The organism is Streptomyces fagopyri (genome assembly GCF_009498275.1).
Taxonomy (GTDB): Bacteria; Actinomycetota; Actinomycetes; order Streptomycetales; family Streptomycetaceae; genus Streptomyces; species Streptomyces fagopyri.
This window is the reverse complement of record NZ_CP045643.1, coordinates 8,777,436-8,800,239: the sequence shown is the minus strand read 5'-3', so window position 1 is coordinate 8,800,239 and position 22,804 is coordinate 8,777,436. Positions and strand designations below refer to the sequence as shown.

17 protein-coding genes and 4 pseudogenes are annotated in these 22,804 nt (G+C 68.1%); 5 read left to right on the top strand and 16 right to left on the bottom strand.

Annotated features, from left to right (window positions below):
- Nucleotides 1-959 precede the first annotated feature (959 nt).
- From GFH48_RS38065 to GFH48_RS40240, 3 genes are all read right to left on the bottom strand, one after another.
- Nucleotides 960-1,856: an RNA polymerase sigma-70 factor gene (locus GFH48_RS38065; protein WP_153292586.1), complete on the bottom strand. Its 897-nt coding sequence runs from the start codon at nucleotides 1,854-1,856 to the stop codon at nucleotides 960-962.
- Between the two features lie 876 nt (nucleotides 1,857-2,732).
- Entirely contained in the window at nucleotides 2,733-3,479 is a 747-nt protein-coding gene (locus GFH48_RS38060; RefSeq protein ID WP_153292585.1) for an SDR family oxidoreductase, read from the bottom strand.
- Nucleotides 3,476-3,910 (bottom strand): transposase, encoded by a 435-nt coding sequence (locus GFH48_RS40240; protein ID WP_153292584.1) that lies wholly within the window; start codon nucleotides 3,908-3,910, stop codon nucleotides 3,476-3,478. The genes GFH48_RS38060 and GFH48_RS40240 overlap by 4 nt, the downstream gene beginning before the upstream one ends.
- 105 nt (nucleotides 3,911-4,015) lie before the next feature.
- On the opposite strand from GFH48_RS40240, the gene GFH48_RS38050 reads away from it, so the two are divergent.
- Nucleotides 4,016-4,279, top strand: coding sequence for a hypothetical protein (locus GFH48_RS38050; protein ID WP_153292583.1), 264 nt, complete (start codon nucleotides 4,016-4,018; stop codon nucleotides 4,277-4,279).
- Between the two features lie 1,453 nt (nucleotides 4,280-5,732).
- Here the strand turns inward: GFH48_RS38050 and GFH48_RS38045 are convergent.
- The gene (locus tag GFH48_RS38045; protein WP_153292582.1) at nucleotides 5,733-6,104 is read right to left on the bottom strand and encodes a VOC family protein; all 372 of its coding nucleotides are present in this window, start codon (nucleotides 6,102-6,104) and stop codon (nucleotides 5,733-5,735) included.
- A gap of 273 nt (nucleotides 6,105-6,377) precedes the next feature.
- Between GFH48_RS38045 and GFH48_RS39980 the strand changes: the two are divergent.
- Nucleotides 6,378-6,544 (top strand): annotated as a pseudogene (locus tag GFH48_RS39980) (transposase); the annotation flags it as partial.
- A 114-nt stretch (nucleotides 6,545-6,658) separates the two neighbouring features.
- Here GFH48_RS39980 and GFH48_RS38035 read toward each other — a convergent pair.
- Both GFH48_RS38035 and GFH48_RS38030 read right to left on the bottom strand, forming a co-directional pair.
- The gene (locus tag GFH48_RS38035; protein WP_228121217.1) at nucleotides 6,659-7,336 is read right to left on the bottom strand and encodes a hypothetical protein; all 678 of its coding nucleotides are present in this window, start codon (nucleotides 7,334-7,336) and stop codon (nucleotides 6,659-6,661) included.
- A gap of 189 nt (nucleotides 7,337-7,525) precedes the next feature.
- Nucleotides 7,526-7,852, bottom strand: a complete 327-nt coding sequence (locus tag GFH48_RS38030) for a hypothetical protein (RefSeq protein WP_153292581.1) — start codon at nucleotides 7,850-7,852, stop codon at nucleotides 7,526-7,528.
- 1,973 nt (nucleotides 7,853-9,825) lie between these two features.
- Here GFH48_RS38030 and GFH48_RS38020 point away from each other — a divergent pair.
- Together GFH48_RS38020 and GFH48_RS38015 are read left to right on the top strand one after the other, a co-directional pair.
- Entirely contained in the window at nucleotides 9,826-10,461 is a 636-nt protein-coding gene (locus tag GFH48_RS38020; RefSeq protein WP_153292580.1) for a hypothetical protein, read from the top strand.
- Nucleotides 10,462-10,612: 151 nt separating this feature from the next.
- A pseudogene (locus GFH48_RS38015) lies at nucleotides 10,613-10,963 on the top strand (transposase family protein); the annotation flags it as partial.
- Nucleotides 10,964-10,969: 6 nt separating this feature from the next.
- Here GFH48_RS38015 and GFH48_RS38010 read toward each other — a convergent pair.
- Complete coding sequence (locus tag GFH48_RS38010; protein ID WP_153292579.1) at nucleotides 10,970-13,042, bottom strand: serine/threonine-protein kinase; 2,073 nt, start codon at nucleotides 13,040-13,042, stop codon at nucleotides 10,970-10,972.
- Between the two features lie 230 nt (nucleotides 13,043-13,272).
- Here GFH48_RS38010 and GFH48_RS40315 point away from each other — a divergent pair.
- A pseudogene (locus tag GFH48_RS40315) lies at nucleotides 13,273-13,413 on the top strand (IS630 family transposase); the annotation flags it as partial.
- A gap of 13 nt (nucleotides 13,414-13,426) precedes the next feature.
- Here GFH48_RS40315 and GFH48_RS40310 read toward each other — a convergent pair.
- The 9 genes and pseudogenes from GFH48_RS40310 to GFH48_RS37960 form a co-directional block, all read right to left on the bottom strand.
- Nucleotides 13,427-14,222, bottom strand: a pseudogene (locus GFH48_RS40310) (transposase); the annotation flags it as partial.
- 83 nt (nucleotides 14,223-14,305) lie between these two features.
- Complete coding sequence (locus tag GFH48_RS39845; protein ID WP_265590186.1) at nucleotides 14,306-14,440, bottom strand: hypothetical protein; 135 nt, start codon at nucleotides 14,438-14,440, stop codon at nucleotides 14,306-14,308.
- Between the two features lie 144 nt (nucleotides 14,441-14,584).
- Nucleotides 14,585-14,989 carry a hypothetical protein gene (locus GFH48_RS37990; protein ID WP_153292578.1) on the bottom strand — a complete coding sequence of 135 codons (405 nt, stop codon included), beginning with the start codon at nucleotides 14,987-14,989 and terminating at the stop codon, nucleotides 14,585-14,587.
- 534 nt (nucleotides 14,990-15,523) lie between these two features.
- Nucleotides 15,524-16,198, bottom strand: coding sequence for a TetR/AcrR family transcriptional regulator (locus GFH48_RS37985; protein WP_153292577.1), 675 nt, complete (start codon nucleotides 16,196-16,198; stop codon nucleotides 15,524-15,526).
- A 115-nt stretch (nucleotides 16,199-16,313) separates the two neighbouring features.
- Nucleotides 16,314-17,276 carry a quinone oxidoreductase family protein gene (locus GFH48_RS37980; protein WP_153292576.1) on the bottom strand — a complete coding sequence of 321 codons (963 nt, stop codon included), beginning with the start codon at nucleotides 17,274-17,276 and terminating at the stop codon, nucleotides 16,314-16,316.
- A 130-nt stretch (nucleotides 17,277-17,406) separates the two neighbouring features.
- Nucleotides 17,407-18,888, bottom strand: a complete 1,482-nt coding sequence (locus GFH48_RS37975) for an MFS transporter (protein WP_153292575.1) — start codon at nucleotides 18,886-18,888, stop codon at nucleotides 17,407-17,409.
- Between the two features lie 846 nt (nucleotides 18,889-19,734).
- A complete protein-coding gene (locus tag GFH48_RS37970) occupies nucleotides 19,735-20,418 on the bottom strand; it encodes a TetR/AcrR family transcriptional regulator (protein ID WP_194280800.1) in 684 nt (227 codons plus the stop codon).
- Nucleotides 20,419-20,596: 178 nt separating this feature from the next.
- Complete coding sequence (locus GFH48_RS38780; protein WP_228121213.1) at nucleotides 20,597-21,679, bottom strand: DUF6518 family protein; 1,083 nt, start codon at nucleotides 21,677-21,679, stop codon at nucleotides 20,597-20,599.
- Between the two features lie 92 nt (nucleotides 21,680-21,771).
- Complete coding sequence (locus GFH48_RS37960; protein ID WP_153292573.1) at nucleotides 21,772-22,470, bottom strand: alpha/beta fold hydrolase; 699 nt, start codon at nucleotides 22,468-22,470, stop codon at nucleotides 21,772-21,774.
- Between the last annotated feature and the right edge of the window lie 334 nt (nucleotides 22,471-22,804).

The following is a 22,804-nucleotide window of genomic DNA, read 5'->3' as shown; positions in this document are numbered from 1 at the left end:
AGCAGCTTTCACCTTGGTCTCTTTCCTTCGGGGTGCTGGCCCCACTGCCGCGACGTGAGTGTGGGTGGCGGTGACACCGCCCGCGGCGTACCTGTACCTAAGACCAGACTCACGCGGCTGTTGTGACAGTGCGCGGCGTGCCCGCCGGTCGGAGCCGGAGAGAACCAGGCCCCTGACCGGTGCCACGGACCACAGCATCCACATCAAAGGATTCCGTGCTCCGGCAATCCCGTAAGGAAAACGAACGTTCACCTTGATGGAGGTGGGGACGGACGATGCCTCGACCTGGTCGCTCAACTGTCACGCAGGTGGCACCACTTGGTATCGGAGGGAAAGGCGTCTGGGCGGAACAAGACCTGCCCTCCGCAGCCTCAGGTCGACTCAGCCGTCCCCGTATGCGGCGAAGCCCAGTCACTGCGAACGTACTGGCACGCCTCTCCCTGTAGACCCTCGCTAGAACTGTGATCACATAGGTTCGTCGGGTTGGTGGTTCCGGCGGCCGGATGTCCTGAAACGTCCGGACCGACTGCTAGGGCTGCGCCCGAGCCCCAAGCAATCCGCGGGTGGAGCCCAGGGAGCTTGCAGACAGGCAGAGCGCCCCAACGGTGTGGGCTGTGATGAGGCCACACCCCACAGGCCCTCCCCCTCTCGCGGTGGCGAAACGCCGCGCACCGCCGGATGAGAGAGATTCAGGATGACCTGGACGCCGCCCGAGCCGAAGCTGAGCACGCCCGACTCCACGGCCGGCATGGGCGGGCCAACCGGAACGGGACAGCTCCGTGCCATGGTCTGCGTCGACCCGGAGCGGGTGGTACTGCGCTCCCGCCGCCTGACCGAGATGGCGCCGGCGCCCCCGGGCATGAGGCGCAGCAGCCGCCCGGTGGCGGGCGGCCCGTGGTCGTGGTCGACCAGTGCCTGGTCGGCCCGGGCGGCTGCTGCGCGAGGGTGCCGCTCCGGGCTCAGTCGCGCAGCGAAGCTACGTAGGGAGCCAGCTTGGCCGGGCTCACCACCCACATGACGCGTTCGATGCCCCGCTCCGACACATCGGCGGTGACCAGAGCCACCGGTTCTCCATGAGCTGAGACGAGGGCGGCCGGCCTGCCGTTGGCCTCGACCCACCGGATGTCCGTCCCGGGCCAGAACCGCGGGGCGTACGCGACGAAGGTCTTGGCAACGTGCGGACGCCCGACAACCGGAATCCTGGACGCCCCGCGCGTCCCGTTCCCGTCGGCGTAACTGACCACGTCCGCCGCGAGAACCTCCTCCAGCGCCGGCAGATCGCCATTCTGCGCCGCGGTGATGAACGCCTTGAGCAGGCGCTGGTGAGCGGTGGAACTGACCGGCTCCCTGCGTTCTGCCGCCAGATGCTTCCGGGCGCGGCTCACCAACTGGCGCGTATTGCCGTCGCTCGTCTCCAGGATGTCGGCGATCTGTTGGTACGGATAGTTGAAGGCCTCCCTCAGAACGTAAGCGGCCCGCTCCACAGGGTTCAGCTTCTCCAGAAGGAAGAGCAGTGCCATGTCGAGCACCTCCGCGCGCTCCGCACCCAGCTGCGGATCCGAGGTGGTGTCGACCGGCTCCGGAAGCCACGGTCCGATGTACGACTCGCGCCGCATCCGGGCGGACTGGGCACAGCTGATAGCCAGACGAGTCGTGACCGTGGCCAGGAACGCCGTGGGCTCCCGGATATCGGTGCGGTCGGTGGTCTGCCACCGCAGCCAGGCTTCCTGGACGATGTCCTCGGCCTCGGCGGCGCTGCCGAGCACGCGGTACGCGATACCGAAGAGTCGGGAACGTGCTCCCATGAATTCCCTCGCCGCCTGCTCGAGGGAGTTTGCGTCATCACCGGCGCACATAAGTGGCCTCCAGCTCCGGATCACCAGGATATAAGCCGCCACAGTGGGATGCGCGCGGTGATGCGTGGGAGTTCCGTTCCTCGCAACCGACTGCTTCGCAGGTGTCCGCGCGCGGTTCCGTGCAGTCCGCACTTCATGGACTGACACGCTCGAAGCGGCCCGCTGATGTCCGACAGCGAGATACATTAGCAGTCGCGAACCATTGAGTCGTAAGCACCAGCGAACCCGTCCACAGCGGACGCCCGAGTTCGAGCTGGGCGTCGCGGCCCTCGCGCAGTACAAGCTCGGTAACCGTCCCCAGGGAGCGCAGAGAGACGACCATGGTCGGCGGCCAGGAGTCGCCGTGAAATACGGCGCACAGCGGCGATCGCGGTCGGGGGCGTCCGTCGGCTTGGGCGGCAGCACGAGGACGTCGGGGAGCAGCTTGGCCCGGTCCGGGGAACGTCGCGGAGTCGAGCTCGTCCGGACCGGTGAGGTGCGCGTCCCGACCACGCATGCTCGTGCTCAGACAGCCGGTCCGATCGCTCATGCAGGCCCTCGACCGGGTGGTACGGCGCCCGTCGGGTACGAGGAGCACCTCAAAGCCGGTGAACCTCCCCGCACCTGCGCGATCATCGCGCGCCGGACGGAGAAACCGATGACGGTCTCGATGGGGTGACACGGTAGACCCGGCTCAGTACGTCCTGCGGACCGCTGCCGGAATCCCTCATTCCCCGAGGTGCCCCGGCTGGGCAAGCCAAGCGCGGCTCCGCCGTACCGTGGGCGCGGCTGGGAAGCCGCCTGGGCCAGCCGGTGCAGACGTACGCGTACGGCGGGGTGAAACCGCGGCCCGCATGCCGGTGACCCCTGCGCTCCGGCAGGGGCCATCCGCGGACGTCACTTCTGCTGTGCGAACCACTCGACGAACCGGGTCTCGGCGAGCTGCGCGCCGGAACCGGGCACAAGGGAGTCCTCCTGCAGTTCGGACCCGAAGTACGGCGCGTGCGGGTCCGCGACGACCGTGCGGGGGTCGTTCTGGGCGGTGAGTACGTCGCGGACCAGCTCGTCGAACCGGAAGGTGTCTGGGCCGGCGATCTCCACCGTCCCGTGGAGCGGGGCGCCGGCCGCCGTGCGGGCGACGGCGGTGGCCACGTCGTCGGAGTGGATGGGCTGGAACTTGACGGGAGCGATGCGCACCGTTTCACCCTCGGTCGCCGAGTCGGCGATCCCGTTCATGAACTCGAAGAACTGCGTGGCGTGCACGACGGAGTACGCAAGGCCCGACGCTTTGATCAGCTCCTCCTGGGCCAGCTTGGCGCGGAAGTAGCCGTTTTGCGGGAGCCGGTCGGTGCCGACGATGGAGAGCGCGACGTAGTGGGTGACACCAGCCTCCTCGGCCGCCTGAAGGAGGTTGGTGGTGGAGGTGCGGAAGAAGTGCATCACGGCTTCGTCCTCGAACGAGGGCGAGTTGCTGACGTCGATCACGACCTGCGCGCCCTGGAGCACCTCGGCAAGGCCCTCCCCCGTAAGTGTGTTGACGCCCGTGTTGGGCGAGGCCGGGACGGCGTCGTGCCCGTGGTCGTTGAGCTTGCGGACGACCTTCGAGCCGATGAGCCCAGTTCCGCCGATGACTACGGCCTTCATGAGGAAATCCTTTCGGGAAGTTCTCTGCGTACTGGCAAAGACCAGGCAGTGACGGTGTTTGTGACAGGGGCCCGGCGCACGCGGGGATGCCCCGCCCCCAGGGTGGCCGTGGAAGCCCTGGGGACCTGCTCCCCGCACGCGCGGGGATGGTCCCAGCCCCTTGATGCGAGAGCCTTGTGGAGGCGCCGCCACAAGCCGGCTCTTGTCCAGGCAGCAAATCGGCGGTGCGCAGTGGCCGGGCCCACTCCGAAGCAGGACGGCAGCGACGCCCAGCACAACGACGTGGTCAGGGCATACACCATCGCAGCAGAACACTTTCCGGTCCGCCACCGGAGGCGCTCCACCGCCCTGCCACGCGGCTTGCACGGTGGTATCAGCGCCGTCGCAAGCTTCCGCAGCCCGTCAGGAACGAGCTCGCGCTCAAGATCCACAGTCCTGCCTGGCGATCATCCCTCAAAGTGGCTACGGCCGATGTCGGCCTGTCCGAGAGGGCGAGCGCGGCCCAGCCCGGTCTTCTAACCTGATCGAGTGATCGAGTGATCGACTTCGACGATTCCGGCCGCCCGATGGTTCAGGTGGGAGGCTCCGCAACCGCACGCCTATTGCTCTCGGCACCGGCCCGACGGTACGAAGACGAACCAACACTCGACTTCCCCGTCAGCGCCCACGGGCCCTGGGGCAACGTCGAGACCTCGGTGGAGACCTGCGACGGCGACGGCCTCAACTGCCGGATCGAGACAGCCCGGTTCCGCGAGGAGCATTTCCATGTTCTGCGGGAACCCGGTGTCCAGTGGGCGTGACGCTCCTGGCCGACGGATCGTTGAACCGACCGGAGATCCCCACAGAGCGCAGAGAGACCCCGGGCCGAAGAGGTCTGGGGTCTCGTTCTGCCGGCAGCCCACACGTCCCAGCGGTAGATCCCCCCGTGGAGCTGATCGAAGCACTGCTGGTATTCGAGGATCGTCTGCTTCGAAGTCGCCGCGAGCCGCTCGACCAGGGCCGACGCGAACGCCTGGCCCGGGTTTCCGGAGGTCAAAGCGGCATCGGTGCGCGCCATTGCGCAGACGTCCGGACTGCCACGGGCGCGGGGGCAGCCACCGACGCGCGGACAGAGCACCCGGGACCGGTCCCCCGGCGGTGCGCTTGTACCCGCCCCTCTCCCTTTTTCCATCCTGGGGGCGGGGTACGAGAGTGCAGAGGGGGATGCCAGATCCTCCACCGACTTCTGACAAGCATGGTGACCTGCGCGAACACCATATCCGCACGAACAGGGGCACGTCAGATGGCTTCCCCGCCATCGGCTGTTTTCCTGCCTCACACGCCAGTTGTCGCGCCACCTGCGCTCCAAGCGCTGCCCCCGGCTAGGACTCGCCACCGGCTGGACCGTCGCCACCCGCAGGACGGCGACTCGCCTGGAGCACCAGGGAAGCGAGCAGCATGGTCACGATCGCCACGGTTCCGGAGTCGGTGAACACCACCCTGTCGGCCGCCATCAACCCCAGGCCGAGGGCGGCCACCAACAGCCCACTGCCGTAGAGGCGAGGGCGCCGGACCGCAAGCCGGTCCCTGGCAGGCACCCAGCCACGAGCGATCCCAGCGACGCCGGCCGCGGCGACGAGCAACCCGAACAGGGCACAAAGTATCGAGACAGCGACGAGCACGGTTCCTCCCCCGCGCGCCCGATCCACGCCGGACGACCGCGTGATCATGACAGCCCCCGCGCCACACGTCCACACCCTCCCGCAGCCCGCAGCCCGCAGCCCGCAGCCGCCCCCTCTCATGACGGCGAGGCCGCTCCCCCGGCGCCACGATCGCGGACGGTTCCCGTTCCGCCGCGTCCGACCGCTCATGCGCGGGCGGCGCGCGGTGGCCGCGTGGGCCGCCGCACACCGTTGGGCGGTGCTCAGTGCGATGACCTGGTTGTGACACAGCGATCGCTGACGCACTACGACACCGCACCCCGGCCCCGCCCTGCATCTCCCCCTCGCCCAGGGGCTTCCTGTTCTTCCCGCGCGCGGCGTTCCTCGTCACGCTGGTGTCAGGGGTTGGCGTCTTGCCGATGATGCCACCTCTTACACACCACCACCCGGTTACACAGGTGGTTGGCTGAAGGGCATGGACGACAGTGGACGCGTCGAATACAGGGACGTCAACCGCCAACGAACCAGCAATGGTGTGGTCGTACCAGTCGTTCACAGCGGCTGCCCGCTCTTCCTCGACGACCAGTCCCTCCCCGTGTTCCTGTTCTGACAATCAGCGCGCAGCGATGCAGAAGGGATGTCCGGCTGGATCGGTGAGAACACGCGCTTTGTCCCCGTGAGGCTGGTGGTCCGGCTTGCCTGCGCCGAGTTCCAGCAGTCGGGCCTCGGTTTCACCCAGGTCCTCATCGGTCTTGAAGCAGATGTGCAGTTGCTGCGGAACGATTTGGTCAGGCCAGCTCGGAGCCTGATAGGCATCGACCCGTTGAAAGCCGATCAGGAGTCCGTGCTCACCATTGAGGCCCGCGAAGTCGGCGTCCGACTTCGGGTGCAGTTCAAGGCTGGTGGCCTGCCGATAGAACGCCGCCAAAGCTAGCGGATCAGGGCAATCGAGAGTTATCGCAACCACCTGCAACTGCAGGGACATGGCATCTCCGAGCTGTTGATGGATGTCCTCGATGAACAGCCTAGACGCGGGTCGTGATCTCGCCCTGGCCGCATTCCTACGGGGTGCAGGTCCTGATCCGCGACCAGGACGACGACTGCTTCGACCTGGAAGCCGCATCGGGCCGTCGCTGGTGAACGTCGGTACGCAGCAGCATCCCGGCGTCCGGCGGGAATTCCTTGGTGGTGCGGGCTGGTGGAAACGCTCTGCGCGCGGCAACGGCACCTCCACCTGCTGCCGTCCTGGGCTGTTCGGATGAGTGACCGCAAGCCCTACAGGAGCGACCTGTCCGATGAGCGGTGGGCACTGGTCGAGCCGGTGATCGTAGCCTGGAAGTCCGACCACCCGTCCCTGACGGGACATCAGGTCGGTACGAGATGCGGGAGATCGTCAACGCGGTCCCGTACCAGGGCAGGATCGGTATCCTCGCCGAGACCGAACCGGGCCTGTTCGCCCGGCGTCGCCCGAAGTAGGCCCCTGACTTCGAGCCGTACTCCACGGCTGCCGCACTCGTCCTCCAGCTCACGACGCGATCGCTAGTGACCCGTCGCGCGGAGCCACTGCATCGTTGTCACGAGCTCCTCGCCGAAGTCCTCGCACAGCGCGAGCAACTCGCGACCCGCGGTCGAGTCGAGCAGCCCAGCGGTATCGGGGAGAGCCCGCAGAGCGCGGTGGCCGGCCGATTCGGCGGCAAAGTTGCGTGACGCGAAATACCTCTCACCCGCCCGGCCCGCCAGGTTCGCGAGGTACTCGCGGTGGGCCTCCTCCGAGGGGTGTGGGTAGAACGAGCCGTCGACGAGGTCGTCGAGATAGTTCGCCAGGCCGGCTGAGCCTTCGATCACTCGGTCTGTTAGGTCCGTGCCGGGGTTGTCCAGCAACTCGCCGAAGGTCAGCAGGCTGCTGATGGTCTCCAACTGGAAGAGCTGGACGGTGTCCGGGTCGACTTCAGACATGAAGAGCGGGGCCGTGCACAGATCGGCGATCGCCCGGCGGTAGGCACGATCCGACTGTTCACCAGAAGGTGAAGCTGCCACTTGGAACAGCGACTCCAGCACAGCCGGGTCGATGCCCCACTCTGCATCGAGCTCGAACGCCAGCACGGGCGCACGCCACCGCCACAGGGCCAGGACGGCAGCCTGACGCCGGTGGACGGGTTTCAGGTCCGCCGACCGCTCGATCCGCACCACGTTCTTGAGCCGACCCTTCTGGTCCACCGGTCCTCGCCTTACCCCTTCCATCGGGACACTATAGAAGCCGCCGAAGGACCACGCGGTCGCCCGAACTCCACGACGCCTTCGTCTCCCTGGCCTGCGGCCTCATCTGCTGGAGACGCCTCAGGAAGACCCACTCCTGATCGCGCCCGAGCGATCATGGGCAGCGCAGCGCCTCGAGAGATCCTGGGGCTACTGGTGCGGTGCGTGCCTGGTTCCGTTCGGCTCTGCAGTGTCTGCCTCGGCTGCGGTGACGATGAGCCGTCCCTCGACTCCTGCTTCGACGACCTTGACCAGCAGCGTGCTCGCGTCGTCAAAGCGCAGGGTGAAGTGCGGATCGAGTCGCATCAGGAAGTCGAAGCTCTCCCTGTCCTCCGCGGTCAGGGGAGATTCGAGGGTCGCTTCGGACGTCCAGATGTCTCCGACGGTACGGACCGCGACCTGCACACGGAGCCTGCCCAGACACGTCGATCGGTTGGCCCACCACTCAAGCGTCGCGGTGCCTTCGTAGCTGTCCATAGTTCAAGTATCACGAGCGAGCAGGCAGCCGTGTGTCACCGACGCAGAATCTATGGTCACCTGATCGTGTTACGAGCTCTTAGCTCCGTCCGACCGGCCGGAGGTGGCTCTCGGCGAAGCTGCGTAGTTCGTCGCGGGTTCGTGCGAGGTCGGTCGCGGCTTCAGTGGCGCGCCCTCCAGGCAGCCGCCGACCACCCTGCCCGTCACGGCCGCGGCTGCGGCCGGCCCTGGCGCCACCGCCGTTCCCCGCCGAACGGCCTCCCAACAGCCCCACCGGGGCGGGAGACGGCTACATGTTGGAGATCAAACGCCACCCCAAAGACCCCCAGCCGGTCGTCCTCCACGTCGACAGCTGCACCAGAGCCAGCCGGAAGACATCGCCGATCTCCGGCAGCCCAGTTCCGCGTCGCCGTCCGCGACACCGAGTACCTCAAAACCTGCAGCTTCTACCGACCAGAAGACAAGCCGGACGACACCTCCGACTGAGACGCTGCGCAGCCAGTACGCAAGGGCCGACACACAGCGGACAGCCCACCGCGCAACCCCGTTCCCGCACAACCCCATTGCACATCGAGCGCCGCGCACCCGCCGCGGACCATCGAAGCCCGACCACAACCCCGACCACAGGCCCAGCCACGGCAGGTCACAGCGTTGCGCAGCCGGTACGCACCACCTGCGCAACCCGGCCGGCGAGACTGCGCAACGACCGGGCGCCAGCGTGATGACCGCACCGGTGTGGGCTGTGGGGAGGCCACACCACAGCCCACACCACCCTCACGGCCCGCCGCTCAGCCGACCACAGCCACGGGACGCTGCACAGCCCCTGGGATCGCGCAATGCCACTGCGCACCAGGCCGCACCGGCCGACGACGCGGCACCCGCCCTGTTGTAGCCCAAACGACCACGCTGTCGGCGCGCAGCAAGAGCGTTGCGCACCTGCGCGAGCCCGCTTCCCAAAGCCCGTAGCGTCACGTGCAGGCGTCACGGTGTGACGCCTGCTGAACGCGATTGCCTCGGGCGGTAGGCCCGGGTGCAGCACTTCGGTGAGCAGTACAGGGCATCCACACGCCTGCGCGGGCGGCCGACGACCTCGCCGACGAACCACCAGCTCTTGCAGACCGGACACCTCTTCTTCGGCCGGCGGTACGGACGGCCCTCGCGCAAGGCGGCGGCGAACTCCACATTGGTCCGCCACCACTGCTCACGCTCACGCCTCCACCCCCTCGTACGGCACGCCGTTGAGCAGTACCGGCGCGACTTCCGGCTGCCTTCCGGCAGCGGGCCGCCGCACCGACTGCAACTGCGGACACTCTTCCTCGGCACACCACCCGGATCCCCCCGGCGACCCCGGCCGGGCCGCACATCGCCCACGCCTGACGTCGCCCGCACCGGCGAACTCCGATGGGACCAGAGGCGAGTCCGGTCGCGGCACCCCCGACGGCCGCACGGGAGGCTCCCCCGGTGAGCACCATGCGACGTCTTCTCGGCACCGGCCCGACCACCCCTCAGAGTGCAGAGTCAACGGAACCGTCCCCGCGGCTTCTGCCTGTCGAACGGATCGAGCCCGCCGCGCTCCTGAACGCCAACGAGCACCAGGACACAGCCACGCCGCGAGGCAGGCGGACCCTCGGGCCGGGCACCGCCGGGACGGTGTAAGAACCGTCCCACCTCCCGGCCGCACCAGGCATCACCACGAGCGTGCCGTGCAGGAACTACCGGACGCTCTCTCGCTGCTTGAGCTGCAGCACCGGGGTAGTCAGCAGGGTCGTCCGGCCACACAAGCCACAGGACGACCGCCCTGCCGACTCCGGCATCCCGCATCGCTTGAACCCCGTGCTGGCCGTTCATGGTGGCAACTGTGGCTGCCCACACCTGTCCCGTCCCGTTCGAGCCGATCCTGGGCACGCGTGGCCTAGCCTGCATACTTCGAAGCAGTCGGAGTTCAACCGACATTGAATCCGTTGGGGGGCTCAGTGGATCAAGAGCGGTACGTCGCAGAACCAAACCAGGTGCTGCACCCTGGGAAGTACCGCCGGGAGCGGTACAACGACACGAATGGTGTGGTCTACGAGACGACGCACTACGACGCCCACGGCAACGCCTTCACTCAGAACCATCAGTTCGATCCCGCAGAGCGGTACGGATACAACTACGTCGGGGCTGACACTCCCCAGGCACCCCGTGCCCATGCCCAGCCGTGGGTTCAGCCTGCCGCCGGCGCCGCAGCCGCAGGGATCGGTGGAGCAGAGGCCTACTACGAGATGGCCAACCACCACGTGCAAGGCGATGCCTCCGGCGCGGGCGACGTAGACGACGGGCTGTTCGTTCTGTGGCTGATCATCATTGTGGTCTTGCTGGCGTTGGGACCGCTGTTCCTCGGCATCTGGATGATTCGCCGCGCCAAGGCGGCCGGCAAGAGCATGACGCACGGCAGGTTGGTGCTGCTCATGGAGATCCCCTGGCTGGCGGCCCTGTGGGGATGGCTGTTCGACGGCGGCGCAGCTGCCTGGATCACGGCCGCAGGCACGGCTGTCACGCTCGGCGTTTGGTATGGGCTGAATCTGCGAGACGAGGCACGCTACCGCCGCGAGGATGCCGAACTCGTGTAGCCGAATCGCCATCACGTCCGGTCTTCGCGCGGTCGCCCGAACTCGTTTCCGGGGACCTGTACCAGCCCGTCTCTCCCGCGACTGCCTGCCGGTGATCGGCGCTATGCGGGGCGCCTCGCCACCGCCAGACCCGCCACGCTGCTGGGAACAACTGGACGGCACGCTCGCCGAGTGCGACCGGGTGGGCGACAGCCCGGCCGACTACTCCCACAAGCACCGCCGGCACGGGGTGAATGTGCAGGTGGTCACCGATCCGGACGGCCAGTTGCTCTGGCTTTCACCCGCGTTGCCGGGCCGGGCTCACGACCTGACCGCTGCCCGCACCCATCGCATCATCCGCATCTGCGAGCGCCAGGGCGTCCACGTCCTGGCCGATCTCGCCTACCAGGGCGGCGGCCCCTGGGTGACCAAGGGCATCAAACGCGGGCCCCTGCAGGAACTCACCGTCACCGAGAAGACCGTCACCCGGGCCCTGGCCGCGGCACGGGCCCCGGTCGACAAGTAGGGGTCAGGAGAGGCAGTCACCCGAGCCGATGAACTCGGGGGTCCCCATGTTCCCGCCGTAGACGGCCACGGACCAGCGGATGTACTGCCAGGACTGGTTCCTGCTGTACTCGTCCCTCAGCTTCCCGCAGGCAGTCCTTCGGGCGACATCCTGGAAGTTGTCTCTTTGGGCGCGGCCGATCAGCCCTCCATAGGTGTCTTGGATCCACACGTATGCGGCCTTCTCGGCCGGGTCGAATCCGAGGTTGATGTCGTCGTCCGCGGCGGAGGGGTCTACGCCGTTGCCCTCGGCGACCCGGGTCTTCCACGCGGCGGTGATGGCCTTGTCCGTGGCGCCGGCGACCCGGATCTCGTCCTTGTCGGTACTGGGTATCTGCGCGGTCGCCATGCCGGACTCGTCCCCACGCCACTGCCCGGCGACCTCGTTGTAGCACCCGTCGGTGGCCTGGCCGAAGCCGAGGACGTCCGCCTCGGTGTCGCCGTCGGAGCTCTTCCAGAAGACGGAGTAACGGCCGTAGGACCAGGTGGTGGGGCTGCCCTGGAGGCGGCGGGCGAGAGTGGTGCAGGATGCCATCTCTCCCGCTCTGCGGAATACCTCCTGGTCGTCCTCCGGCAGCTGGGAGACCGGCCCGCCGGTCACCATCACGGTCTGCGCGCGCCGGTCGAACGTGACCGTGGCAGTGAGGTGGTCCAGGCCCTTGGTGGCGAGCATGGACCTCACGTCGTCCTCGATCGCCTGTGCGGTGTCCTTCTCCTCTTGGGTGCTCGCGGTGGTGCTCGCTCTCCACTCGTCGTCCGACGGCTGGGCCTCGTCACCGGCCCGTGTGAAGGCTGGGTGGGCCACGCCAGCCAGCGGATCGGCCGGTATGCGGATCCCGCGCGGATCGGCCGCGGTCCGCGTCGCCGCAGCGGCCCCGGGAGTTCCGGGGGTTCCGGCGGGCTCGGTGGCGCCGTCGGCGTGCAGGGCCGGGGACGCGGTCGACCGGCCTGCGGCGGCGTCCCGCGCGCCGTCTCGACCTCCGACGCTCGGGAAGGCGGCCGGAAAGGCCAAGGCGCCCCCGGCGAGAGCGCCGATCACGGCGGCGGCCACGAGCACGGTCGTGACGGCCCGTCTGCGGGAGGGTGGGGAGGCGGCGTGCCAGGTGGGGTCGTCCACCGCGGGCATCTGCCACACGGCCGTGACCAGTTCACCGACCCGGGTAGGTGCCGGTCCGTCGCTGCCCGCGAGGATCTGGGTGGCCTGGGAGGCGAGGAACCGCGAGCATTGCTGGGCGGCCGAGGCGGCGGATATCCGGTCGGCGGGTTCCTTCGCGAGGGCGCTCTCCACGACTTCGCGCAGTTCCGCGGGTACACCGTCCAGGTCCGGGTCCCCGGACATCACACGGAACGCGACCACGTCCGGCGCGCCGGTACCGAACGGGAGCCGGCCGGTGGCCGCGTAGGCGACGAGCGCGCCCCAGGCGAACATGTCGCCCTGCGGCCCGGCGGTGCTGGTGCGGTAGTACTCGGGGCTGATCCAGCCGGGGGTGCCGGTCATGACGCCCGTCCGGGTCACGCTCGTGCCGTCGGCGGCGCGGGCGATGCCGAAGTCGAGGACGCGAGGGCCGGCCGGAGTGAGGATGACGTTCTGCGGCTTTACATCCCGGTGAACGACGCCGGCCTCGTGCACGGCCGCCAGAGCTTGGGCCGTGCCCGTCGCAAAGGCGTACAAGGTGCCGCTGGTCAGGGCGCCGTGGTCGGCCAGGTACTGGTTGAGGGTAAGACCCGGAGCGTAGGCGGTCGCCAGCCAGGGCGTGTCGGCTTCGGGGTCGGCAGCCAGCAGCGGCACGAGGCACGGCCCCTGCACGCGCGCGGACAGTTGCACCTCGCGGCGGAACCGGGCCCGAAACTCAGGGTCTTCGGCCTGCGCAGGATGGATCACCTTGACAGCGACCCTGAGCCCGTCGGCGGTGAGACCGGCATGGACGGTCCCCATGCCGCCGGAGCCGAGGCGGCCGATGATCCGGTAAGGGCCGACACGGGAAGGATCACCTGGGCGAGCGGGCTGTACCCGCCCGCCGGAACCAGCAGCGCTCACGAGGATCCCCAGCCTAGGAAACTGACAGTGAAGAAGATGTGAAGGAGGTATACATCATGATCACATAGTTGCGTGAAACGGGCCCTCGGTCGTGCCCAGCCGTGGACTTGGGAACTCCTCCGCCTCACGGGTCACCTGGGTTCAGCTTGTCTTCTACTGACCTCAGCTCATTGGGGTGAATGTTTGCGAAGTCCCTGATGGGTGAGAGTGGATGGCTTTATCCGTGGTGTGTGAAATATTCGGATGGGGGCGGGCTGACTCCTGCGGGGCGTCGGGAGACGGTTCGGATGGGGGCGGCTGAGCTGTACGAACAGCAGATCAAGCCGTCCGAAGTCGCACGGCGGCTTCGGGTGAGCGTGAAGTCGGCTTACTGACTCCGGCTTTTCAGGGTGAGGCTGGGTCGTCGAGGGTGAGGTCGGTGCCGGCTATGAAGCCGTCGAGGGTGTCAGGCCGGTATTGAAGGCGTTCGAGCCGGTTGCGGACGAGAGCTTCGAGGCGGTCGAGGGCCATGACAGCGAGGCTGCGTTTGACGTGGGTCCATACCCACTCGACCGGGTTGAGATCGGGTGAGTAGGCGGGCAACAGGAACACGGTCAGCCTCTCCCGCTCCGCGACGAGGTCACGCATTCTGCGGGAGACGTGGGCGCTCAGGCGGTCCCCGACCAGCACGATCGGTGCTCTGCCCAGCTGATGGACGCCGTCGATCAGCGTGATGAAGTCCCGCTCGTCCATGCTGCGACGTGCGTCCTTGCTTTGCGCTGGTCGACACGGACGCCTCCAAGCGCGCCTGGCGCGTCCTGCCGGACGCGGTGGCCTCGGGCGCTGCCCGCGGTGTGAGTCCGAAGCCGGTGACTCAGCCAGGTCCTCGATCCCGGCCGCATCGCGATCAGACCGGCCACCGACAGCCGTCCCGACCACCGGCCGCTGATGGCCACGACCGGAGTCACTCCACGCCGGCCCCAGGTCCGTCCCCGGGGCGGCGTACCGGTGAACCCGGCTTCGTCCTCGAAGCAGACGTAGCCCCCGCAGGCCGCCCTCGCCCTCATACCTCCGCCCAGGTCGCCTCCCGCCAGATGCTCACGGCCTCCTCATCACGTTCGGCGACCTGCCGGGCGGGGGCCTGGGGGCTGAAGCCGAGCCGGTGCATCAACCGAGTGGCACCCGAGACGCTGTAGCCGAGTAGCCGAGGGGGATCTCACCCCTCGGCTCTCACAGAACCGTGCGTAACGATCTCCCGTTACACGGCTCTTGTCACCCTGATCATCAGGCCTCCGCAGCCGCCGTGGTGAGGCGCCAGTGCGCGAACATGCGGGGGTATCGCTGGGCGATCTCCTGCATCTTCGAGTACGCCTCCTTCTGGGCCCCGAGCCGCCTGTACTTGGTGCGGATCCAACGCACCAGGTAAGTGTTGATGCGCGCCAAGGCGGTCCAACTCCCAAGGCCGGAACCGGCCGTAGTAGTTGATCCAGTCCCCGATCACAGGATTCATCCTGCGGGCGAGGTCGTTGAAGGTCAGATCGGCACGTCGGTGCAGTCCGTCCGCTAGAGGTCGGTGCGTCCGCCGAAGTGCTCGGGTACCTGGTCACGTAGCGCCCGTCCCACCTCGTGGAACTCGTCCTGCTGGCCGAGCCGCGAGCGATGGAGTGCGAGCCGCAAGCCCCTGATCAGCTCTTCCAGTCGGACCTCGTCGCCCTCGTCGCTCTGCTTCCGGGCTTCCGCCAGGAGGCCGGCGAAGGCGGCCACGGCCGAGTTCCTGTCGCGCTCCCACAGCCAGGCGAACACGTTCCCGAACGCGTCGCCCGGGTTCGCGCTCTGGCCTTCGACGCGGTAGACGGCGCAGTCGTTGGCCTCGTTGCGGATGAAACCCGTGAGCAGGTGGTCGAATGTCCGGCCGGGCACTTCCACGCTGTCCATGTACGCCCTCTCGTCAGCAGGTGTCGGGGTCATCCTGGCGACAGTCGGGCAGCCGCGACAATGGGTCCGGCGAACGGGCGTCCATTCGACGGTGTTGTCCCGGGCCTCCGGCCTGAGCTCCTCCTGGCCGCCGCGTCGGATCGTGGTTCAGCGGCAGGGCTCGGGCCATCATGGTGGCGCCCCGGCAGCGGCGGCGGCGCCCGGCAGGCCCACCAGATCTGCGCCAACCCTCAACCGGCCGTCTACGACAATCCCCATACCCACAAGCGCGACAAGGTCCTGTGCCATCGCGGTACCAAGGACACCCCCGGTCTCGACCGGTACGTTCCCACCTGCGTGAACTTCGCCCGCACCGGTCGGCACGGCGCCGGTCCCCGGCCCGCTGGGCGAGCGGCTACGCAGCAAGGCCGAGTTCCTGTGCGACCAGCGCAAGTGTGTACGGGACTTCTCGGATGGACAGATATCCGTGGGCTTCGCCGCCGCGGCCCTCGCAATCGAAGACCTCTCCCCCAGCCTCGCCCACCGCCTCCTCAGCCCGCTCCGTCTCGCACTCGGCGACATCCACACCTACCCCGTCCCCCCCCCATGGGCCGACAGCCTGTAACACCAGGCGACGTGACTTACTGCGTCCGAGGGGACCACGCTGAGGCCGCCGATGAGGAGTTCCAGGTGGCGATGGACGAGGTGATCACCTTCCCCGAGAGCAACGCCTGGCAGAGGCCGGGCCAGTTGGGCCACGGCAGCTGTCAGATCTGCGCCGTTGATGTCGGGCCGGAGCCTGCCCGATTGCTGAGCTGCCTCGACGAGATTCGAGACGGCGGTCTCCAGGCGGGAGCGCGTGCGGACGAGTTCCGGGTCGCGGACGTCGGCATGGTCGGCGAGCATCGGGCACAGCGCCGCGAAGTGCTCGTCGACGGCTTGGTGCAGGAAGCGCTGTACAGCCTCGAAGGGGGTCGGTTCCTGGGCGAGGGCGGCCTCGGCCTGATCTGTCGTGTGGGAGAGCAGCGCCAGTGCGACGGTGCGGATGAGTTCTCGCCGGTTGGGGAAGTGCCGGTAGAGCGTGGCGTTCCCGATACCTGCCTGGCGAGCGATCTCGTCCAACGAGACACTCGTGCCGTGTTCGATGAACGCTTCGCACGTGGCGACCATGATGCGTTCACGATTGATCAGCGCGTCGGGTCTGGGGCGGGGCCCCCGCCGCACATTCCCGATGCTCCAGGTCACCATCATTGCCTCGCTCACCTTCCTGAAAGCTGCCTGAATGTTCCATCTCGTGTGATGCTCGGAGACCGGCCCCTCGGTGGGCTGTGTAGCTGCGCCAGGGGGACGAGGCAGCCCCTCGGCTAGGACACGGCGTTCAGAAGGTCAAAATGAACCTGCCTCGCACCCCGCCCGCTTCGAACCGACGGTGCGCCTCTGCTGCCCGGCTTGCCGGGATCTCCTCTGCAATCCGCAGTGAGATCCGCCCTTCTTCCGCGAGTGCGCGCAGGGCGTCGAGTTTGTCGTTGGCGTAGCGGTACTCCGGTACGTATATGTTCTGGACGATCACGTTCCCATGTTCGCCGAGGGGAGTGACTCCGGGCTCGTCTGCGCTGCGTACCAGGGCGATCTGTCCTGCGGCCCGGAGAGCGGGAAGTACTTCGGGGCCCATGATTGCGGCGTCCACGACGGCGTTCACACCGCCTGGAACAGCGTCACGGATGCGCCGGCCGACCCCCCGCCCTCGCTCGACGACCAGGTCAGCGCCCAGCGCATGTACGAGTTCCTGGTCGGCGGGAGCTGAGTCCGCCACGACGCGCAGGCCTTCGGCTTTGGCCAGTTGGACGGTGTATCCGCCCATGGCGCCCGCGGCACCGGTCACCGCTATCCAGTCGCCTGGGGCCAGGCCGAGGACGTCGAGGGCGCGGCGTGCGGTGAGTCCGTTCATCGGAAGCGTGGCCGCCTCGGCGTGCGTGGATCCGGCTGGCGCTCTGACGACTTGTCTGGCGTCCAGGACGATGCATTCCGCGTAGGCGCCCCCTGATGGGTCGATGGGGACAACCATGGCCATCACGCGATCGCCTATCCGCAGAGAGGTGACCGTTTCCGGACCTATGGCGTCGACCACGCCCGCGGCGTCCATACCGGGCCGGTACGGCGGGGTCAGGCGACCTGCAAGCATCCGGTCTGTGTACCTCATGCGCAGCAGCACGTCCGCGGGGTTCACTGCTGCTGCGCGCACGCGCACCCGGATTTGCCCCGGTCCCACCTCCGGGACGGGAAGTTCGACGACCTCGAGCACTTCGGGCTCGCCGTAGCGAAAGACTCCTACAGCCTTCATGTTTCCACCTTTCCGAGGGCGCGTAGCCCGCCGTGCTGCTGGGCGCGCGATGATGTGCCGTAAATCAGCTCAAATATGCGCGAATTGGTAAACAGAGGATGAACGAGGGTCAGGAATCCTCATGGGGCTGTCAGTGCACCGGGACCGGCTTATCCGCGGCCGTCGCGCCGGCAGAAGCGGTGCTGTGGTCTGGACGCGGAGCGTTGACCGCGACGAGGGAGATCAGCGCCGCCAGGAGCAGGAAGCCGAACGCCCACCAGTAAGCCGTGCCGAATCCGTGGACCAGTGCAGCATCGGTCACCGCCCGGCCGTGCTCCCGGGTGGCGAGGTAGGCGGTGGTGGAGCTGGCGGCGATGGTGTTGAGCAGGGCGGTGCCGACCGAGCCGCCAACTTGTTGGGCGGTGCCGACCATGGCGGATGCGACACCGGCATCCTGAGGCTCGACGCCGTGGGTGCCCAGGCTCATGGCGGGCATGAAGGCGGTACCGATGCCGAGGCCGGTGATGATCTCAGCGACGGCCAGCAGCCCGTAAGAGCTGTCGGCCTGCAGCAGGACGAGCAGGAGGACGCCGATGGCACTGACGAGGTAGCCGGCGCCCATCAGCAACCCGGGACGCAGTCTGCCGGACAGCCGGGTACCGATGACCATGGAACCGAAAGCCTGTGCGGCACCCAGCGGCACGAACGCGACGCCGGTCAGGACCGGGGAGTAGCCCTTGACCAGCTGCAGGTAGTAGCTGAGGAACAGGAACATGCCGAACATGCTCATCACCGCGAGGCCCACCGAGAGGTAGGCGCCGGCCCGGTTGCGTTCGGTGAGGACGTGCAGCGGGAGCAGCGGTGACGTGATCTTCTTCTCCGCGATCAGGAAGGCCAGGATCAGCACTACGGCTGCGACGAGCAGGGTGATGGTGAGACCGGAGGACCAGCCGCGGCTTTCGGCCTCGGAGAAGCCGAAGACCAGAGCCACCAGCCCGAGGGTGGCCAGGATCGCGCCGGGTATGTCGATGCGGACGCGCTTGCCCTCGGTGGGGATGTCCTGCACGACGGTGATCGCTCCGATGATGCCGACGACGGCGATGGGGATGTTGACGAGCATCGACCAGCGCCAGTTCAGGTACTCGGTGAGCAACCCGCCCAGCAGCAGGCCCAGGACGCCGCCGGCGGTCGCGATGGCGCCATAGATACCGAAGGCCTTGGCCCGTTCTCTGGCGTCGGTGAAGGTCAGCGAGATCAGGGCGAGGGCCGCCGGGGCCAGGAGCGCGCCGAAGACTCCCTGGCCGGCGCGGGCGATCAGCAGGGTGCCGAGATTGCCCGCGGCTCCTCCGAGCGCGGAAGCCAGCGCGAAGCCGATCAGGCCGATGGTGAAGGCACGCTTGCGGCCGAGCAGGTCGCCCAGGCGCCCGCCCAGGATCAGCAAGCCGCCGAACGCCAGCCCGTAAGCGGTGATGACCCACTGGCGTCCGCCGTCAGAGAAGTGCAGAGCCTGCTGGGCTGAAGGCAGGGCGATGTTCATGATCGCGCTGTCCAGGAACACCATCAGCTGAGCGATGGAGATGAACGCAAGCGCGGCCCAACGGCGCGGATTCGGATGTGGGGATGGTGCAGCCATGGGAAGAGTCGCTCCTCGAAGACAAACGGAGGGGGGAGATCGGTACTCCCGGACGATGCGGCAGACGGGGTCGCCGGCCTCCGGCGGACGGCGGGTCTCGGCAGTCTGGCCGGCCGGGTGTAGCCGACCAGGGGCCGGCGGCAGTGGCTCAGTGGACGCGTGGCCCCCTGGTGCGGGCAACCGCGAAGCGGACGAGTCTCATCCGCTTACAGGAATGTAACACAAGCGGACACTGGTCGTCCGGTTAACTTCGATCAGCGGTCGATGGCTTGAGATCGGGGCTGCGACCTGGCCCGAAGTCCGGTTTATGGACTTGCTTGCGTTCCGAGGAAATGAGGTGCGGAGCGCCTCCGTGACCCCGCGCAGAAGCCACGGTGATCCTGCAGGGTGTTTCCTGGCGAGGCGAGCTTTAAGGGGGCCGCGAACGGCGGCCCTGGCGCTTCGGCGCAGGAGAAGACAGGGACCGAACCTGTCGCGCAGTCCGTCGCAGGCCGCAGGGGCAGACCGCGAGATGTCTGTCGTCGCTCGCGCGGAGGGACTGTGGAGCCGACAGTCGGGACCCGCTCGGGACCGGCGCCACGGTGTGCGCCGCGTATCACTGCGGTGAAGAGGTCCGCTCGCTGACGAAGGGGTAGCCGCGAGTGTCAAAGACAGCGCCCGTGGCTCGCGCTTGCCCTGTGCCGCGGAAACACCACAGTCCCAGACTTCAGGCGGGCGGAGGAAAGCCCAGCTTTCCGGTTGCCCTGCAGCCCTGTCGTCATCGTCGGCCCGGCACTGCGGTCAGCCCAGCACAGTATGGCGACCGCGAACGGTGGCTGCCCACTGCTGGACGTCTGACAGCGCATGTCAGAGGCGGACTTGGGGCCCTGACCCTTCAAGCGGAGTTCGTGCGGGGGCGCGCATCCCGTCCAGCAGGAGTGTGATGACCCGGCGCCATCCGTCGGGACCGGCGTCGACGCCGAGGCAGTGATCGGTGTCCAGTGAGGCGCGTGAACAGATCATGATGTCCTGCCAGGTCACGTCCTCGCGCAGGACGCCTGTCGCACGCACCCGTTCGGTCAGCTGGATAACGGCTTCCTGCACCGCGGCGGTCCGCTCCGCGAGCTCGGGCGTAGGCGGCTCGTCACACGCCGCGGTGACCTCGGCGAGGCCGATGTTGTCGCGGTGCGCCCCTGCGAGCTGCATCACGAACTCCACCAGCCCGTCCCACGGGTCCTCGCGCTCCATGCATTCCCGCGCGAGGACGCACAGCTCGTCGTAGAAGCTGAGCACCACGAAGCCCAGCAGTGCCTCTTTGGTGCCGAAGCGCCGATACAGAGTGCCCACGCCCAGGCCGGCCGCCTTCGCAATGTCCAGAGCCGAGACCTCGAGCCCACGAGCGGCAATCGCTTCTCGCGTCGCGACGATCAGAGCACACCGGTTACGCTGCGCATCCGCCCGAGGCTCAGGCGCGGCGCCAAGACCGGGCGGCATCTGAATCCCGGTTTTCAGCCGGCCGGATCGGCGGACCATCTCCTTGCGATCGCTCACCATGTGGCCTTTTCGTGCGTGCGCAGCGCCTGCTCGGACAACCAGGCGGTCGGGTGGGAAATCCCCGTGTGCAGGCTACCACAAGAGGACGGACACCGTCCGTTTACTCTCCGTTCGCGTGGTCCGCTGTCCCGCTGGCCGGTGGCGCGGGCAGGGCCTGACCGATGCCGTCCGCACGCTACGGAAGGGACTTCCACTCTTCGTCGGTGGCCATTGCGGTGAGCTGCTGCATGGACAGCGCGGGCATGTCGCGGGTGACGGGCACGGTGAGGCCGGCGGAGTTGTATGCCGTGACGACGACTCGCAGGCCGTCCTCCCGCAAGGTGTCGGCCGTCCAGGTGACCAGCCCGTCCGTCCCGTCCGCGTGCCGTGAGGTCTTGACCAGTGTGCCGTCCGGCAGAGCTGCGGAATCGTTGAACAGTTCCTTCTTCATGAAGGACATACCCGCCTGCACCGTCACGTCGATGCGCGAGGCGCCCTCGCTGTCCGTGACCACGACATACGCGCTCTCTCCGTCTTGGCCACCGCGCCTGGTCACTTCGAGGCCCGCCGGCACCATCCCGGCCACCGCTGCCTGGAGTTTGGCGTCGGTCAGGCCCGGCACGGTGCCGATCGTCGGCGCGCCGACGACGACGGTCCAGGCCGCACCGACGACAACGAAGGACAGCAGGGACAGCGCGACGGCGGCCGACAAAGCCAGGGCGCGATCTTTGAGAGTGCGGGGCAGCAGGAGCGAGACGAGCAGAACCACGACGATGCAGGCTGTCGCCTCGGTCGAGTGATGCGACCCCCGCGCGAAGGAGACGCCCTCCCCGCCGAAGACCCCGGCGAGGGCGGCGGTCCCGGCGATGCGTCGGACGCCGCCCTGGCCGTTGCGTGACCAGAGACCCGCGACACCGAAGAGAGGGCCGACGACGCAGGCCACGGCCGCCCAGACGAGCGGCATGGTGAGGGAGCCCATGCCGCCTCTCCCGAAAGCGGCGTAGCCGTAGTAGCCGATGACCAGACCGAGTTCGGTGAGAAGCCCGGTTACGGCGGCGATCACGACGGTGGCCCGGTGGGTGAGGATCGCACCGGCGGCAAAGGCGGCGGCGGACCAGACCGCCCCCGAGTTCGGTATGTGGTTGAAGGCACCGGGGAGCCAGCCCTGGGCCAGGTTGGTGAGCACGCCGAGGACGAGTCCTGCGGCGAGCCCACTCGCGGGTGCGCCAAGGGCCGGAGCGAGCTTCTGCGTGCGAGAAGTCGGCGGCGACGTCAGCATGGTGTCCGTTCGGTAGTTGGGGGAAGTCCCGGCGGGCGGAAGATCGCGAGACGTCGCGTGGACGGTGGTTCGGACCGCCGGGGCCGTCCGCTTCAGGAAGTCGCTTCGAGAGCGATTTTCGTGAGGAGCGTCGCGCACTCCACGGGCATGGAGAGGAACGGGGAGTGGTGGCTGGGCAACCGGTGAACCGCATCCGCGCGGCTCGCCATGTCCTCCTGCGACGCCGAAGGCACCGCTTGATCCAGTTCGCACACCACGTACGTGGACGGGACGGTGTGCCAGCCTGCGCGGGTCACCGGCTCACTGAACGACTTCACACTCTGTGGCACCAGCCGCGCGGCGGCCGCCTCCGCGAAGACCTGTGGCACGTCCCCGTACAGGGCCCGGACCGGGTCGCCGAGCGGCGGGGTGACACCCCGTGGCTCGGCGGCCACCGCGGCTCCGTGAAAGCCCAGGAGGCTCTCGCCGACCTCGAGTTGGTATGCGGCGAGGTAGACGACGTGCACGACATTGGGCGCCTGGGCGACGGCCTGGGTGACCGGCACGCCGCCGTAGGAGTGCGCGACCACCACCACCGGGCCCTCGATGGCCGACAGTTCCCGCAGCACCACCTGCGTGTCTTCGTGTATGCCGGCGCTCTCGTCCCCGGCGCTGGGCAGGTCGAGGACTCGGGTGGTCCAGCTGTCGGCGTCCAGCGCCGCCCGCAGCGGGTCCCAGCACCAGGAGCCGTGCCAGGCTCCGTGGACCAGGAGCAGGGTCGGCCGGTTCGGCTGGACATTCTTCACAGTCATGGCTGGCTTTCGGTGATCGGATGGATGGGGCGAACGGCGTGCGCCAGCCGCCCGTGGGCTATGAGGTTCTGCATATGCGTGTGAGAGAGGACCGACGTCCCGGAGGTGTCGGTCGAACCGCGGGGATTGAGGGACCCGGGTGTGGGTGAATGTCGCAAGGCGTAGCGCTCCCGACCGACGCCGGCGCCATGGCCGGCTTTTTACGGCTGCCTCGGACGAACACCAAGGTGGTGCCGTGAAGGCACGGAGTGCCCGCTGACCGGCAATGAGGCGGCCCGGTACAACCGTTTCCGGCGCAGAGCGCGTCGGTCCGCCCAGCCGCGCCGACGTTTCG